We start from the raw sequence: 14,666 nt of genomic DNA, 5'->3' as shown, positions 1-14,666 counted from the left end.
CCGGTGGCAGCAACAGCCCGCGCGGGAGGACGGCGGGTAAGAAGGGCCGATGAGCGGCTGAAGCGGCCTGCGGTCAGGTGGCTGGAGGCGGAGGCGGCATTCGCCGCGAGCGCGGCGGGGAAGTAGATGGCGGGGGAACCGGGAAGCGTGGCGCGCGGCTAGGCGGTGATCTCCCACAGCGCCTCCACCAGCGTCTGGGTCGCGCCCGCGAACGCGTGCTTGGGCGTCGCCGCGTAGCCGACTATCAAGCCTCCCTGACGCTCGTTGCCCATCCAATAGCCGTCCAGCCCCTCGATTCCGATCGCTCGCCGGCGGCACGCCGCCAATGCCGTTGCCTCCGACGGGCCCTCCGGGGGCAGCATCAACAACAAGTGCAACCCCGCCGCGATGCCCTGAGGGCGGACCGAATCAGGCAACGCCGCCAGCAGCCGGACCCGGCGCGAGCGGTACTCCGCCCGGCTGCGGCGCACGTGCTGGTCATACGCGCCCGAGTCGATCAGCTCCGCCAGTGCCAGCTGGTTCAGCAATGCCGGGCGGGAGCCGGTGTCGGCCATCGCCGCGCGGACCGGCTCCACCAGCTTCCGGGGCAGCACCAGCCACGCGAGGCGCAAGGCGGGCGCGAGGGTCTTGCTCGCCGTTCCCGCGTACACCACCCGCTCCGGGGCCAGCGCCTGCAACGCCCCGACCTGCTGGTGGTCGAAGCGGAACTCGCCGTCGTAGTCGTCCTCCAGGACTATCGCGCCGGAGCGGGTCAGGGCCGCTCGGCGGTGCGGGGCCAGCGTCACCCCCGTCGGGTACTGGTGCGCCGCCGTCACCACCACCGCCGGACTGTCCAAAGCGGACACGTCCAGGCCGTCCTCGTCCACCGGTACGCCGACCACCCGGGGGCCCTGCGCCGCCGCGATCGAGCGGTACATGCCCAACGACGGGTTCTCGAACGCCATTTCGCCGATGCCCAAGGAGAACAGGACCCGGGACAGCACCGCGATCGCGTGCGAATACCCGTGGCACACCACGATCCGCGCCGGGTCGGCGACCACCCCGCGGGCCCGGGCGAGGTAGCCCGCCAGGGTGTCCCGCAGCTCGGGCGCGCCCAGCTCCGACTCGTAGCCGAACGCCGACGCCGGGGTCCGCAGCAGGGCGCGCCGGGTCGCGGTGATCCACGCTTGGCGGGGGAACGCCGTCAGGTCCGGCCGGCCCGGTCGCAGGTCCCAGCGCGGTGCCGGGTCGCGGGGTGCCTGCCTCGGCGCGGACTGGGGCAGCGAGCCCGCCGTCGCCACGCGGGTCGGCGCGCCCTGGGCCGTGCGCAGGTAGCCCTCGGCGGCCAGGTCGGCGTACACCCGCGTCACCGTGCCGCGCGCGATGCCCAGGTCGGACGCCAGCGCGCGGGTCGAGGGCACCGCCGCGTCGGGCTGCCACCGGCCCTCCCGGATCGCCGTCCGGATCGCGTCGGCGAGGCCGCTCCGGCCGGTCGACGGCTCCCAGCCGAGGTGGACGTCGAGGCCGGAACTGGACCACGAATCTGCCATGTCACTGGACCATACCCGTGGACCAGTTCGCACTAGCGTGGACACCATGACGAAGCGAATCGGTCTCGGGCACGCGCCCGAGCTCTACCAGGCGATGGCGAACCTGCAGGCCGAGGTCAACAAGGCCGGGGCGAACGCCGGCCTCGACCCCAAGCTGCTCGAACTGGTGAAGACCCGCGCGTCCCAGATCAACGGCTGCGCGTACTGCCTCGACATGCACTCCCGCGACGCCCTGGAGCTGGGCGAGTCGCCGCGTCGGCTGTTCGTGCTCGACGGCTGGCGCGAGACGGACCTCTTCACCGAGCAGGAGCAGGCCGCCCTCGCCCTCACCGAGGCGATGACCAAGCTGTCCGCGACCCAGACCGTCCCCGACGACGTCTACGAAGAAGCCGCGCGAGTGTTCACGGAGGAGCAGTACCAGGCGGTCGCGTGGGAGGTCATCGCGATCAACAGCTGGAACCGCATGACGATCACCAGCCACACGCCGCTCCCGAAGCGCGACTCGTGACGGCCGCCGCGCTGAAGGCGCTGCACGTCCCCGGTAAGCCCCTGATCCTGCCGAACGCGTGGGACGCCGACACGGCCAAGCTCGTCGAGGCCGCCGGGTTCGCGGCCGTCGCGACCAGCTCGGTCGCCGTGGCCGCCGCGCTCGGGTTCGCCGACGGCGAGCAGGCTCCCGCGGACGAGATGTTCGCCGCGGCGAGACGCATCGCGAACGCCGTGAGCGTGCCGGTGACCGTCGACGCCGAGTCGGGCTACGGCCTCTCCGGCGCCGAGCTGGCCGGACGGCTGGCCGACGCCGGCGCGGTCGGCTGCAACTTCGAGGACACCGACCACGCCACCGGCGGGGTGCGGCCGGTCGCGGAGCAAGCGGAGCGGATCGCCGCCCTGCGCGACGCGGCGGGTGACGGCCTGGTGATCAACGCCCGCGTCGACTCCTTCCGCGGGGTCGACCCGAAGGACCACCTCGCCGACGGCATCGCCCGGGCGCGGGCGTACCTCGACGCGGGCGCCGACTGCGTCTACCCGATCCACCTGCGCACCCCCGAGGTGCTCGCGGCGTTCGTGCAGGGCGTCGGCGGCGCCGTCAACGCGCCGGCGTGGCCGGGCAGCCCGGGGCTCAGCGGCCTCGCCGAACTGGGGGTGGCGAGGATTTCGCTCGGCGGCGGGCTGTGGCAGTACGTCCGCAAGCAGCTCGAAGCGACGCTCGCGGGGGTCGCCGAAGGAAAACTGCCGTACTGATGGCCGAAGGCCGCCGCGAGGGGATCGGGAACACCCTCGCGACGGCCCTTCGGGGTCGGTGCAACTAGTGGACGACAGCCTTCTCGGCGCCCGCGCCGGTGAGGGAGCGGACCTCCATCTCGGCGTACTTCTTCTCGTCGTGCTCCTTCGACAGGATCGTGCCCAGCCAGCCCAGGATGAACGCGGCCGGGATCGAGACGATGCCGGGGTTGCTCAGCGGGAACCAGGCGAAGTCCACCGTCTTGATCATCGACGTGCTCTTGCCGGACACCGCCGGCGAGAACACGATCAGCACGATCGTGATGGCCAGGCCGCCGTAGATCGACCACAGCGCGCCCTGGGTGTTGAACCGCTTCCAGAACAGCGAGTAGAGGATCGTCGGCAGGTTCGCCGACGCCGCAACCGCGAAGGCCAGCGCGACCAGGAACGCGACGTTCTGCCCGTTGGCCAGGATGCCGCCGCCGATGGCGAGGGCGCCGATGACCACCGCGGTGATCCGGGCGACCTTGACCTCGGAGTCCGGCGACGTCTTGCCGCGCTTGACGACGTTCGCGTAGACGTCGTGGGCGAAGGACGCCGACGCCGTGATCGTCAGGCCGGCGACCACCGCGAGGATCGTCGCGAAGGCGACCGCGGAGATCAGGCCCAGCAGCACCGGCCCGCCCAGTTCGAGCGCGAGCAGCGGCGCCGCGGAGTTGACCCCGCCCGGTGCCTTCTTGATCGTGTCCGGCCCGACCAGCGCACCGGCGCCGTAGCCCAGCACCAGCGTGAACAGGTAGAACACGCCGATCAGCACGATCGCCCAGACCACCGAGCGCCGCGCGTCGCGGGCCGTCGGCACCGTGTAGAAGCGCATCAGCACGTGCGGGAGACCGGCGGTGCCCAGCACCAGCGCGATGCCGAGGGAGAAGAAGTCCAGTTTGGACGTTCCGGTGGCGCCGTACTGCTTGCCCGGGCCGAGCAGCGTCTCGCCGGCCTTGCCCGCCTTGTCCACGGCGGCCTGCAGCAGGCTGGAGAAGTTGAAGTTGTACTTGCCGAGCACCCACAGGGTGATCACGAGCGCGCCGACGATCAGCAGCGCGGCCTTGATGATCTGCACCCAGGTGGTGCCCTTCATGCCGCCGATCAGGACGTAGGCGATCATGATGATGCCGACCACGGCGATCACGATGGCCTGCGCGCCCCCGCCTTCCACGCCGAGCAGCAGCGCGACGAGACCACCCGCGCCGGCCATCTGCGCCAGCAGGTAGAAGAACGACACGGCCAGCGTCGACGTCGCGGCCGCGGCCCGCACCGGGCGCTGCTTCATCCGGAACGCCAGCACGTCGCCCATCGTGAACTTGCCGGTGTTGCGCAGCAGTTCCGCGACCAGCAGCAGCGCGACGAGCCACGCCACGAGGAAGCCGATGGAGTAGAGGAAGCCGTCGTAGCCGTTGATGGCGATCGCGCCCGCGATGCCGAGGAACGACGCGGCCGACAGGTAGTCGCCCGAGATCGCGATGCCGTTCTGCGGGCCGGTGAAGGCGCGGCCGGCGGCGTAGTAGTCCGACGCGGTCTTCGTGTTGCGGCTGGCCCGGAACACGATCACCAGCGTGATCACCACGAACGCGGCGAAGATGAGGATGTTGAGGAGCGGGTTGCTGCCTTCCACACCCGCGGCGATGTTCGTCATGCCTGCTCCTTCGCAGAGTCACCCTCGATGTCCTCGCGGATCTTCTCCGCGACCGGGTCGAGCTTCCGGTTGGCGTACCGGACGTAGAGGCCGGTGATCACGAACGTCGAGACGAACTGCAGCAGGCCGAAGATCAGGCCGACGTTGATGTTGCCGAAGACCTTCGTGCTCATGAAGCCGTGCGCGTAGTCCGCGAGCAGCACGTACAGCAGGTACCAGAGGAGGAAGACCGCCGTCATCGGGAAGACGAACCGGCGCAGGCGGCTGCGCAGCTCCCGGAACTCGGTGCTTTCGTGGGCGCGTTCCCAGACGGTCTCTGACGTGTCCGGTGGGCCGCCGCCGGTGTCCGTCGTGCTCATCGCTTGCTCCTCGCGACGCTGCGGAAAGTGACCTGCGACACCGTAGGGACGTGTGAGTCTCGCGTGAAGATTCAGCGGCTCAACAGCCTCGCCAGACGACGAACGGTTGACGAACGGTCGCGCGGTCCCGTCGAACGGGGTTCGTCCAGGTGCAGGCGGAGCATCGCCGCCGTCGACCAGGCGGGTGGCCTGCCGCGCAGGGAGACCAACGCCATTACGCCGAATGCCAGCGGTACGGACCATGGTGCCGGTTGCTGCACCAAGATCGCCACCCAGCCGTGCAGGTCCGGGCCGGCGAGGGCGAACAGGATCGAGCCGGACGACGCGACGAGCCCGGTCAGCACGCCGGCGATCCCGCCGGCCGCCGTCAGCCGAGGCCACCAGATGCCGAGCACGAGCAGCGGGCAGAACGTCGACGCGGCGACGGTGAACCCCCACGTGACGAGCACCCCGGCGTCGAGCTCGGCCGAGCGCAGCGCGAGCAGCACCATGATCGCGGCGACGCCGAACACCGCGATCCGCAGCCGGCGCAGCCCGCCGGGGACGAGGTCGTGCGCGATCGCGCCGGACATCACCAGCAGCAGCCCGAGCGACGTCGCCAGGAACGCCGCGAACGCGCCCGCCGTCAGCAACGCCGTGAAGAGACCGCCGGCCCAGCCACTGTCCACTTGGTACGGCAGCGCGACGACCACCGTGTCCGTCGCGCCCGACAGGTAGAGGCCCGGCACGAGGACCCGGCCGAGGACGCCGTAGACGCCGGGGAAGAGGTAGAAGATCCCCAGCAGCGCCACGGTGATCGCGGCGGTGCGGCGCGCGGCACGGCCGTCCGGGCTGGTGTGGAAGCGCATGAGGACGTGCGGCAGGCCCATCGTGCCGAGCATGGTCGCGATGAGCACGGCCCACGTGCCGAGCAGCGGGTAGCCCTCGTCGCCGAGGTCGAGCAGCGGCCGCTGCCAGTCGTGCCCGCCGAGCGGGGCGCCGCCGCGGACCGCCGGAACCGCCGCACCCGAGCCGAACACGACGTCGTCCTGGCTGTGCGCGGTGAACTCGCCCGGCGGCAGGGTCCGCGGGACGCCGTTGACGCGCACGGCGGTCGGCTCGCGGATCTCCATGGTGACGTCGACTTCGAACCGCACCGGCGTCTCGCGGGTGAAGTGGGTGAACTCGACGGGGTGCAGGGCGTCGGCCCGGTTGACCGCGCCGGCCTGCAGCACCAGCCAGATCGCCGGGATGAGGAACAGCAGCAGCTTCAGCACGAACTGGAACGCCTGCACGTACGTCGCTGCGCGCATCCCGCCGAGGGCGAGGGTGACGCTGACCGCGGCGCCGGCCAGCACCACGCCGACCCAGTACGGCGTGCCGCCGACGGCGGCGAGCACCAGGCCCGCGGTGCGGAACTGCGGGACGACGTAGATCGTGCCGATCACCAGGACGACCACCGCGGCCAGGCGGCGCAGGGCGGGGGAGTTGAGGCGCGCTTCGGCGAAGTCGGGGACGGTCAGCGCGCCCGACCGGCGCATCGGCGCGGCCACCAGGACGAGCATCGCGATGTAGCCGGCCGTGAAGCCGACCGGGTACCAAAGAGCACCGATGCCGTCCTTGACGACGAGCCCGGCGACGCCGAGGAAAGAGGCGGCGGACAGGTACTCTCCCGAGACGGCGGCCGAGTTGACCAACGGCGAGATCCGGCGGGACGCGACGAGGAAGTCCGACGTCGTGCGCATGGCGGCGACCCCGCGGACGCCGATGAGCAGCGTCACGAGCACGACGGGGGCGACGGCGAGCGCGACCCCCACTAGTCGTCCTCGAGGCGTTCGGCGCGGCGCAGCTGCCAGCGGGCCAGGACGGCCATCGCGGGGTAGGGGAGGACCGCGATCATCAGCCAGGACACCGGGATTCCCAGCAGCCGCAGGGTGTCCAGGCCCGGGAAGATCGCGAAGAGGCCGGGCAGGCCGAGGAGGAGGGCGAACATCAGGACCAGGGCGGGGATGCCGCGACGGCGTTGCGCGCGGTAAAGCGCGGTCGCGCGCTGGGTGTCGCTCGCGGGGAGCCGGGGCTGGCGCCAGCGGTGCCGGGACCGGCGGCGCGCGTGGGCGAGGCGGGTCTGCGGGCTGGTGACGGCGACCCGGCGGATCTTGCTCATCGCGCGCCCGGCCCGAGCTGGCCGCGCTGGGCCGCTTCCAGCAGGCGGTCGCGCAGGTCCCGCGCGTGCCGGCGGCTGACCGGGACGTCACCCGCCTCCGTGTGGGCCAGCAGCCCGCCCGCGCTGTCGCTGCGCAGCTCCAGCACCGCGCCCACCGACAGCAGGAACCCGCGGTGGACCCGGCTGAACCCGGTGCCCTCCCAGTACTCCTCCAGCCGCGAGATCGGCATCCGCACCAGGTGGACGCCGCCCCGCGTGTGCAGCCGGACGTAGTCGCCGTGGGCCTCCACGAACAGCACGTCGTCGCGGCGGACGTACCGCGTCCGGCCGCCCGACTCCACCGGCAGTGCCGCCATCGCGTCCGGGGTCGGCCGCGCCGCCGGGGTCGCCATCCGCAGCACCTTCGCCAGCGCCGCCGACAGCCGTTCCGCGCGGACCGGCTTGAGCAGGTAGTCGACCGCGCCGATGCCGTACGCCGTCACCGCGTGGCCGTCGTGCGCGGTGACGAACACGATCACCGGCGGCTCGCTCAGCTTCGCCAGCAGCGACGCGAGTTCGAGCCCGTCGAGGCCGGGCATCGAGATGTCGAGGAACACGGCGTCGAAGCGGTCCGCCTGAAGCAGCTTCAACGCCTTCAGTGCGTCGCTCGCGCCGACGACTTCGCCGACTTCGGGCGCTTCGCGCAGCATGGTGCACAACTCGTCCAGGGCGGGCGCGAGGTCGTCGACGGCCAGTACCCGAAGCGAAGTCACGGCAGCACCCCCGGCTGGAACCGCGGCACCCGCACGATCACCCGGGTCCCGGCGCCGACCTCGGTCTCGACGGTCAGGCCGTACCAGGCGCCGTAGACGTCCCGCAGCCGTCTGTCCACATTGGCCAGTCCGAGACCGGCGGGGTCGTCCTCGCCGGTGCGCCCGGCCAGGATGTCCGCCGCGCGCTTCGGGTCCATGCCGACCCCGTCGTCCTCGACGAAGATCACGCAGTCGTTCCCTTCCGCCTGGCCGTGCACCTGGACCAGGCCCGTGCCCGAGCGCGGCTCGATGCCGTGCCGGATCGCGTTCTCCACCAACGGCTCCAGCACCAGGTAGGGCACCGCGACGGCGAGGATCTCCGGCGCGACCCGCACCTGGACGCGCAGCCGTTCGCCGAGCACCGCCCGCTGCAGCGCGAGGTACGTCTCGATGGCGCGGAACTCCTCGGCGACGACCGTGTACTCGCCGTGGCGAGCGAGGCTGTAGCGCGTGTAGTCGGCGAAGTCGAGCATCAGGTCGCGGGCGCGGTCGGGGTCCGAACGCACCAGCGACGCGATGACGGTCAGCGCGTTGTAGACGAAGTGCGGCGACATCTCGGCCCGCAGCGCCCGCAGCTCGGCCTGCGCCGCCTGGTCCGCCGACGCCTCGAGCCGCCCCCGCTCGAGAGCCTGCACGACGAGGTCCGCGGCCTGGGCGGCGACCGCGTCCCGGACGTCGCCGACGACCAGCAGCGCCCCGGCCAGCTCGTCGCGGACGTGCAGCGGCAGCACGAGGACGTCCGGCGCGGAGCCGGGTTCCTCGCTGTGGAGCACGCCGTCGAGCACGGTCGCGACGACCGCGTCCGGCCCGGGCCGCCCCGACCACAGCAGCGAACCGGAGAGGTCTGTGAGCCCGAGCCCGGGGAAGCCGAACAGGCGCCGCAGGCCGTGGGCCGCGCGGCGCGCGCGGGTGCCCGCGAGGCCGTCGCGCAGGTCGTCGGTGATCCGGCGGGCGGCGGCGAGCACCGGCAGCGGGTCGGCGCGGGACGCCGCGCGCAGGTGCACGGTCAACGGGCCTCCCCTCGGCGACGGTGTCCAGGGCAGTAGATCCTACGGCTACGGGGGCCCTTCCCGGTCGGCGAGCACCTTGGCGTGGCGGCGCAAGCGACGCCAGGTCCGGTAGTCGTTCGCCCCGGGTGCGCGCTCCGGGACGCCGGTCAGCAGCCGCGGGTCGACGGGGTAGGGCCGGTCGGGCAGGGAGATCCACCCCGTCGTACGGGTCTCCTTGACCGCCACCGGCACCGGCCGGAACGTCCTCGGGTCGAGGCCGTCGCTGTGCCGGACGACCTCGTCGTAGAACCACGCCGACGTGATCAGCGCCAGGACCCCGCGCGAAGTCTTGAGCGCGTCCTTCAGCGGCGCGGCCTCCAGCAGCCGGAACGTCTGGTTGATCGCCGGCGCGGTGACGCCGTGGTCGTCGTAGGCGACCTCGCCCGCGTGCAGCGCCATGCGCAGCCGGATGCGGGCCTCGGCGTGGTGGGTCAGGTTGTGCCGGTGCACTGCCACGGCGAGTGCCGTGGGCAGGAACTCGACGAAGGGCCCCTTCGGGATCTCCGCCGGGGCGAGGACGAAGACGCCGTCCCCGCAGTCTTCGCGCCGGCAGGCCGCCCACGGGACGCCGGCGTCTTCGAAGGCCCGGCAGAGCGCGCGGTACAGCCCTTCGCGCAGCTCCAGCCGGTGTGGTGTCGTCCTGCGTAGGTCGCCGTAGCCCTCGACGTCCACGGCGAAAATCGTCCGGTGCCTGGCCGGCCGTTCGTAGTTCATCGCACCCTCCCTGCGATCATGCATGTGTAAATGCATGTGCAGATGAGTGTGACGGGGGACACCCGCGCGGGGGAACGGTTCGTGCGGTGAGCGGTGCTCCCGCCGCGGTGACCGGTGGTGACCGATCACCGGCGGTGAAACACCTGGTCAGAACCCTGCGGGCGGTGCGCACACCACCCGCAGGGATCTGACGGACACCTCAGCAGGACTGCTTGTAGAAGTACTGCGAGTTGGCGTCCATGTCCGCCTTGGTGATCGAGTGCAGCTCGGCGGTCAGGTTCCGCGTCACCGGCTTGCCCTCGACGGCGGCCACGGCCTGCTGGACGCCCTGGGTGCCGATCGAGGCCGGGTCCTGGGCGATGAGCGCCTGGTACTGGCCGTTCTTCAGGCCCTCGACCTCCGACGGGCTGGCGTCGAAGCCGATCAGGTTGACCGCGCCGACCTTGCCCGCGTTGCGCAGGCCGGTCGCCGCGCCTTCCCCGGTGTTCAGGTTGGTCGCGAAGACGCCGATGAGGTCCGGCGTCGACGACAGGGCCGCCGTCACCTTCGCCGCGGCCTGCTCCGGCTCGTTCTGGGTGAACTGGACGCCGATCGACTTCAGGTTCGGGGTGTTCTTCAGCTCGTCCTCGAAGCCCTTCGCGCGGGCCGCCGTGGTGGACGTGCCGGCGATCGTGTCGAGGACCAGCACCGAGCCGCTCTTGCCGGCGGCCAGCTTCGCCATCGTCTGGGCGGCGAGCTTGCCGCCCGAAGCGTTGTCGGAGGAGACGGACGACGCGGCGACGCTCGTGTCCTTGAGCGACGTGTCGACCTCGACGATCTTCGCCCCGCGCGCCTTCACCTGCTGGATCGGCGCGAGCATCGCCGTGTCGTCGGTCGGGGCGATGAGCAGCGCGGCCGGCGGGTTGGAGCCGAGGGCGTTGACGAGCTGGGTCTGCATCGCGGCGTCGAACTTCTGCGGCGCCTGCGTGGTCAGCTCGTAGCCGAGCTTCTTGGCTTCGGCTTCGGCGCCGCACTGCAGTGAGATGTAGAACGGCTCGGCCTGCACGCCCGGGATGAGCGCCAGCTTCTTCGAACCGGCCGAGTTGGCCTGGCTGTCGCCGGACCCGCTCTGCCCGACCGTGCCGGACCCGCAGGCGGTGAGCAGCGCGGCGGCCGAGGCCAGCGCGCCGGCGGCTACGAGAGTCTTGGAGAAGTTCATGACAAGCACCTCTTTGTACTCGGGGAACTCAGCGGGAGTTGCGACGGCGGCGGCGCCGCTGGTCGAACCAGACGGCGGCGATCAGGACCGCGCCGACGGCGATCATCTGCCAGAAGTCCTGGACGTGGGTGATGTTGAAGCCCTTCTTCAGCACCGCCGGGATGAACACGCCGATCACCGTGCCCAGGACCGTGCCGACACCGCCGAAGAGGCTCGTCCCGCCCATCACGACCGCGGCGATCGCGTTGAGGTTGTCGGTGGTGTGCGCCGAGATCGTGGTCGACGCGTAGTACGCCAGCGAGAGGAACCCGGCGATCCCGGCCAGGAAGCCCGTCAGCGTGTACACCTTCAGCAGGTGCGCGGTGACGCCGATGCCCGCGCGTCGCGCGCCTTCGGCGTTGGAGCCGACCGCGTAGGTGTAGCGGCCGAACTTCGTGGTGTGCAGCAGCCACGCGCCGATGAGGGTGATCACCACGGCGACGATGACCAGGTTCGGCACGATGCCGAACGAGGTGCCGTAGCCGAGGGTCTGGTTGAGCACCAGCGGGATGCTGCGGACGTCCGAGCCGTTGTTGAGCAGGTAGGCCGAGCCGAGCGCCGCGCCCATCGTGCCGAGGGTGACGATCAGCGGCGGGATCCCCGCCACCGCGATGAGGAAGCCGTTGATCAGCCCCCACGCCGTCCCGGCGACGACCGCGGCGATCAGGCCGACGGTGATGACGCCCCAGCCGGCGTTCGACGCGTTGCCGCCGGACATCGCTTCCATCACCTTGCCGGCGACCATGCCGGCGAAGATCAGCACCGACCCCACGGACAGGTCGATGCCGGAGGTGATGATCACGAACGTCATCCCGACCGACAGCACCAGCAGCACCGCGGTTTCGATGAGCAGCGTCTGGAAGGTGAACAGCGTCGCGAACTCGCCGGGGGCGATCGCGCTGAACACGATGATCAGCGCCACCAGCACCAGCGCGATCCAGAACGTGTTGGCGCCGACCAGCCGCTTGCCCAGCGGCCGCTTGCCGAAGCCCGCGTCGGGCGACTCCTGGATTTCTTTCGAGGGAGTGGACACGCTCACGCCGCCTCCTCCTGCACGAGTGCGCCGGTCATCGCGGCGACGAGGTCTTCGAGCTTCGTGTCCGGCCCGGTGAACCGGGCCACGCGCTTGCCGAGCCGCAGCACCTCGACGCGGTCGGCGACCGACAGCACCTCGGGCATGTTGTGGCTGATCAGCACGACGGCGATGCCCTTGTCGCGCACCTTCTTGATGACGTCCAGCACGCGCTCGCGCTGCACGACACCCAGCGCCGCGGTCGGCTCGTCCATGAACACGACCTTCGACGCCCACACGACCGACCGCGCGACCGCGACGCTCTGGCGCTGCCCGCCGGACAGCGAGCCGATCGGGACGTCGGTGCTCTGCAGCGTCACGCCGAGGCGCTGGAACTCCTCGACGGCCTGGCGCCGCATCTCGGCTTTGTCGAGCATGCCGAGCTTGCCGAGGATGCCCTTGCGGTGGATTTCCCGGCCCAGGAACAGGTTCGCGGCCGGGTCCAGCTCCGGCGCGACGGCCAGGTCCTGGTAGACGGTCTCGATGCCCATCCGCCGGGCCGTGGTCGGGGAGTCGAAGCGCACCTCCGACCCGTCCAGGACGATCTTCCCGGACGTCGGCTGCTCCGCGCCGGAGAGGCACTTGACCAGGGTGGACTTGCCGGCGCCGTTGTCGCCGATCAGCGCCGTCACCTCGCCCGCGCGCGCCTGGAACGACGCGCCGCGCAGGGCCTCGACGGATCCGTAGTGCTTGGTCAGGTCGACCGCGTCCAGGAGGATTTCGCTCATCCGTGCCTCTCTTCCGGCGCCGGCGGACGGCACCGGATCACCGTCGCCGCACCGGACAGCTCGGTCTGGCCGGCGTCGAACGGGACGACGTAGGTGTCGCCCTTCGCCAGCGCGTGCTCGCCGCCGTGCTCGGTGCGCAGGGTGCCTTCGCCGTCGAGGACGACGAGCACCGCGAACGACGGGTCGAGTGACAACGTTGTCACCTTGTCCGTGCGAAGCTGCTCGGCTCGGAAGAACCGCTCCGATCCGCCGGCCAGCAGGTCCATAGTGGACGCGTGGTCGCCCGCCGTGCGCTTGATGATCGTCTCGAGCCGCTCGGTGTCCCAGCCGGACGTGTCCAGCGCCTGGATCGCCGTGTCGAAGCCGATCCCGAGGTGGCCCTTCTCCGGGGACGCGAGGAAGTCCCGCCACTCGATCGTCAGGGAGAAGTCCGTCGGCTGCTGCAGCTCGACGACGAAGACGCCCTCGCCGATCGCGTGCGGCAGGCCCGCCGGGATGTAGACGGTGTCGCCGGCGGTCACCGGGACGCTGTTCAGCGCGCCCAGCATCGACGGCACGTCCTGCTCTCGCGTCCACTCGGAGACGGTGTCCTTCGACAGCGTCTCCTTGAAGCCCGGGTACACGCGCGGGTCGTCGCCGTACGTGCCGACCACGATCCACGCCTCGGTCTTGCCGAAGTGCGAGTCGAAGTGCTGCTTCGCGAACGCGTCGTCCGGGTGGAAGTGCACGGGCAGCCGCTGGCCCGCGTCGAGCAGCTTGACCAGCAGCCCGGTCGACGTCCCGAGCGCCTCGACGTGCTTCGCGCCGAGCCAGCCGTTCGGGTTCGCCACGACGGCGTCGCGCAGCCACGCGCCGTCCGGGAGCCGGGTCAGGCCGTTGGTGTCCTGGCCGAACATGGTGGTCGCCGAGGCGACCCAGTCCTCCGGCCCGAACTTCTTGTCCGACGACGCGCCGCGCAGCGCCGCGATGGCGTCGCCCCCGCGGTAGAACTGCGGCGGCTGGTTGGCCGGGAGCCGGATGGGTTCGAGGGTCACGGGGCGACCTCACCGGAACCACGGGCGACGAGATGCACGGGCAGGACTACCTTTCTGGGCGGGGACTGATCTCCTTGGACGCGCGCGAAGAGCAGCTCGGCCGCGGCGTGGCCGAGCGCGCTCACGTCGTGCGCGATCACGGTGACCGGCGGGTCGAGCAGGTCCGCCAGCTCGAAGTCGTCGAAGCCGACCATCGCCGGGCGGTACTCGGCGTGGGCCAGCGCGCGCAGCAGGTGCACGGCGACCCGGTTGTTGCCCGCGATCACGGCGGTGGCCGCGTCCGGTCCGTGCAGCAGCCGCTTCACGGCGTCGCCGATGCCCTCCTGCGTCGGCGTCCGCATCGAGACCAGCGACTCGTCGTAGGAGATGCCGTTGCGGACGCAGCCCTCGCGGAACCCGCGCAGGCGCTCGGCCGCGGTGAAGATGTCGGGGCTGTCGCCGAGGAACGCGATCCGCCGATGGCCGTGCTTCGCCAGGTGGGTGACGGCCTCGATGGTGCCGCCGAGGTTGTCCACCAGCACCGTGTCGGCGACGATGTCGCCGGCCGGCCGGTCGATGAACACCACCGGCGTGCCCGCGCGCATCTCCGGCACCAGGTAGCCGTGCTGCAGGCCGGCCGGGACGACGAGGATGCCGTCCACCCGCCGCGCGCAGAACTCCAGCACGAGCTCGCGCTCGCGGTCGGAGTTCTCCTCGGACGAGCCGGTGAGCACCTGGCGGCCGAACGACGTCGCGATGCGCTCGACCGCGCGGTTCAGCTCGGAGTAGAAGGGGTTGCCGACGTCTTCCACGATCAGCCCGATGGTGCCGGTCGTCGACCCGCGGCGCAGGTTGCGCGCGCCCAGGTTGCGCCGGAACCCCAGCTGCTCGATGGCCGCCATCACCCGCTCGGCGGTGTCCGGGTGCACCGCCGGTTCGTCGTTGACCACGCGCGAGACGGTCTTGATGCTCACGCCCGCCAGCCGCGCCACGTCGCTCATGGTGGCGCGCCTGCTCGCGGTGCGCGGGGCACCGTCCCGGTCCCGGCCGGGAGGAGACAACGTTGTCATAGTGACCGGGATTGAACGCCACCCGTCGGTGGCTTGTCAACGCTTCA

Annotated in this window: 15 protein-coding genes; 2 read left to right on the top strand and 13 right to left on the bottom strand. The window is 71.4% G+C overall.

Annotated features, from left to right (window positions below):
• Positions 1 to 158 precede the first annotated feature (158 nt).
• A complete protein-coding gene (pdxR, locus tag ACERZO_RS44045) occupies positions 159 to 1,529 on the bottom strand; it encodes a MocR-like pyridoxine biosynthesis transcription factor PdxR (protein WP_372671939.1) in 1,371 nt (456 codons plus the stop codon).
• A 46-nt stretch (positions 1,530 to 1,575) separates the two neighbouring features.
• On the opposite strand from pdxR, the gene ACERZO_RS44040 reads away from it, so the two are divergent.
• Both ACERZO_RS44040 and ACERZO_RS44035 read left to right on the top strand, forming a co-directional pair.
• Positions 1,576 to 2,037 (top strand): carboxymuconolactone decarboxylase family protein, encoded by a 462-nt coding sequence (locus ACERZO_RS44040; protein WP_372671938.1) that lies wholly within the window; start codon positions 1,576 to 1,578, stop codon positions 2,035 to 2,037.
• Positions 2,034 to 2,771, top strand: a complete 738-nt coding sequence (locus ACERZO_RS44035) for an isocitrate lyase/PEP mutase family protein (RefSeq protein WP_372671937.1) — start codon at positions 2,034 to 2,036, stop codon at positions 2,769 to 2,771. Before ACERZO_RS44040 ends, ACERZO_RS44035 begins: the two co-directional genes overlap by 4 nt.
• Before the next feature lie 64 nt (positions 2,772 to 2,835).
• On the opposite strand, the gene ACERZO_RS44030 is transcribed toward ACERZO_RS44035, so the two are convergent.
• The 12 genes from ACERZO_RS44030 to ACERZO_RS43975 form a co-directional block, all read right to left on the bottom strand.
• The gene (locus ACERZO_RS44030; RefSeq protein ID WP_372671936.1) at positions 2,836 to 4,443 is read right to left on the bottom strand and encodes a solute symporter family protein; all 1,608 of its coding nucleotides are present in this window, start codon (positions 4,441 to 4,443) and stop codon (positions 2,836 to 2,838) included.
• Positions 4,440 to 4,802 (bottom strand): DUF485 domain-containing protein, encoded by a 363-nt coding sequence (locus ACERZO_RS44025; protein ID WP_372671935.1) that lies wholly within the window; start codon positions 4,800 to 4,802, stop codon positions 4,440 to 4,442. The genes ACERZO_RS44030 and ACERZO_RS44025 overlap by 4 nt, the downstream gene beginning before the upstream one ends.
• A gap of 71 nt (positions 4,803 to 4,873) precedes the next feature.
• Positions 4,874 to 6,598 carry a sodium/solute symporter gene (locus tag ACERZO_RS44020; protein ID WP_372671934.1) on the bottom strand — a complete coding sequence of 575 codons (1,725 nt, stop codon included), beginning with the start codon at positions 6,596 to 6,598 and terminating at the stop codon, positions 4,874 to 4,876.
• Entirely contained in the window at positions 6,598 to 6,945 is a 348-nt protein-coding gene (locus ACERZO_RS44015; RefSeq protein WP_372671933.1) for a hypothetical protein, read from the bottom strand. The genes ACERZO_RS44020 and ACERZO_RS44015 overlap by 1 nt, the downstream gene beginning before the upstream one ends.
• A complete protein-coding gene (locus ACERZO_RS44010; RefSeq protein ID WP_372671932.1) occupies positions 6,942 to 7,697 on the bottom strand; it encodes a LytR/AlgR family response regulator transcription factor in 756 nt (251 codons plus the stop codon). The genes ACERZO_RS44015 and ACERZO_RS44010 overlap by 4 nt, the downstream gene beginning before the upstream one ends.
• A complete protein-coding gene (locus ACERZO_RS44005; RefSeq protein WP_372671970.1) occupies positions 7,694 to 8,740 on the bottom strand; it encodes a sensor histidine kinase in 1,047 nt (348 codons plus the stop codon). The genes ACERZO_RS44010 and ACERZO_RS44005 overlap by 4 nt, the downstream gene beginning before the upstream one ends.
• A 51-nt stretch (positions 8,741 to 8,791) precedes the next feature.
• On the bottom strand, positions 8,792 to 9,499 hold the full coding sequence (locus ACERZO_RS44000) for a hypothetical protein (protein WP_372671931.1): 708 nt from the start codon (positions 9,497 to 9,499) through the stop codon (positions 8,792 to 8,794).
• 199 nt (positions 9,500 to 9,698) lie between these two features.
• Positions 9,699 to 10,697: an ABC transporter substrate-binding protein gene (locus tag ACERZO_RS43995; RefSeq protein ID WP_372671930.1), complete on the bottom strand. Its 999-nt coding sequence runs from the start codon at positions 10,695 to 10,697 to the stop codon at positions 9,699 to 9,701.
• A gap of 28 nt (positions 10,698 to 10,725) precedes the next feature.
• Positions 10,726 to 11,775 (bottom strand): ABC transporter permease, encoded by a 1,050-nt coding sequence (locus tag ACERZO_RS43990; RefSeq protein WP_372671929.1) that lies wholly within the window; start codon positions 11,773 to 11,775, stop codon positions 10,726 to 10,728.
• Positions 11,772 to 12,536 (bottom strand): ATP-binding cassette domain-containing protein, encoded by a 765-nt coding sequence (locus tag ACERZO_RS43985; RefSeq protein WP_372671928.1) that lies wholly within the window; start codon positions 12,534 to 12,536, stop codon positions 11,772 to 11,774. The genes ACERZO_RS43990 and ACERZO_RS43985 overlap by 4 nt, the downstream gene beginning before the upstream one ends.
• Positions 12,533 to 13,570 carry a class I mannose-6-phosphate isomerase gene (locus ACERZO_RS43980; protein WP_372671927.1) on the bottom strand — a complete coding sequence of 346 codons (1,038 nt, stop codon included), beginning with the start codon at positions 13,568 to 13,570 and terminating at the stop codon, positions 12,533 to 12,535. The genes ACERZO_RS43985 and ACERZO_RS43980 overlap by 4 nt, the downstream gene beginning before the upstream one ends.
• Entirely contained in the window at positions 13,567 to 14,550 is a 984-nt protein-coding gene (locus ACERZO_RS43975) for a LacI family DNA-binding transcriptional regulator (protein ID WP_372671926.1), read from the bottom strand. Before ACERZO_RS43975 ends, ACERZO_RS43980 begins: the two co-directional genes overlap by 4 nt.
• Between the last annotated feature and the right edge of the window lie 116 nt (positions 14,551 to 14,666).

Origin of the sequence: Amycolatopsis kentuckyensis (assembly GCF_041679295.1) — a bacterium.
GTDB lineage: Bacteria > Actinomycetota > Actinomycetes > Mycobacteriales > Pseudonocardiaceae > Amycolatopsis > Amycolatopsis kentuckyensis_A.
The sequence above is the reverse complement of the archived record's forward strand: the minus strand, read 5'-3'. Positions and strand labels throughout refer to the sequence as shown.

What these genes read in the sequence shown, in the direction of transcription:
- ACERZO_RS44040 (WP_372671938.1), top strand. Translation starts at nt 1,576, where the DNA reads ATGACGAAGCGAATCGGTCTCGGGCACGCGCCCGAGCTCTACCAGGCG.
- ACERZO_RS44030 (WP_372671936.1), bottom strand. Translation starts at nt 4,443, where the DNA reads ATGACGAACATCGCCGCGGGTGTGGAAGGCAGCAACCCGCTCCTCAAC.
- ACERZO_RS43995 (WP_372671930.1), bottom strand. Translation starts at nt 10,697, where the DNA reads ATGAACTTCTCCAAGACTCTCGTAGCCGCCGGCGCGCTGGCCTCGGCC.
- ACERZO_RS43985 (WP_372671928.1), bottom strand. Translation starts at nt 12,536, where the DNA reads ATGAGCGAAATCCTCCTGGACGCGGTCGACCTGACCAAGCACTACGGA.
- ACERZO_RS44025 (WP_372671935.1), bottom strand. Translation starts at nt 4,802, where the DNA reads ATGAGCACGACGGACACCGGCGGCGGCCCACCGGACACGTCAGAGACC.
- ACERZO_RS44000 (WP_372671931.1), bottom strand. Translation starts at nt 9,499, where the DNA reads ATGAACTACGAACGGCCGGCCAGGCACCGGACGATTTTCGCCGTGGAC.
- ACERZO_RS43975 (WP_372671926.1), bottom strand. Translation starts at nt 14,550, where the DNA reads ATGAGCGACGTGGCGCGGCTGGCGGGCGTGAGCATCAAGACCGTCTCG.
- pdxR (WP_372671939.1), bottom strand. Translation starts at nt 1,529, where the DNA reads ATGGCAGATTCGTGGTCCAGTTCCGGCCTCGACGTCCACCTCGGCTGG.
- ACERZO_RS44015 (WP_372671933.1), bottom strand. Translation starts at nt 6,945, where the DNA reads ATGAGCAAGATCCGCCGGGTCGCCGTCACCAGCCCGCAGACCCGCCTC.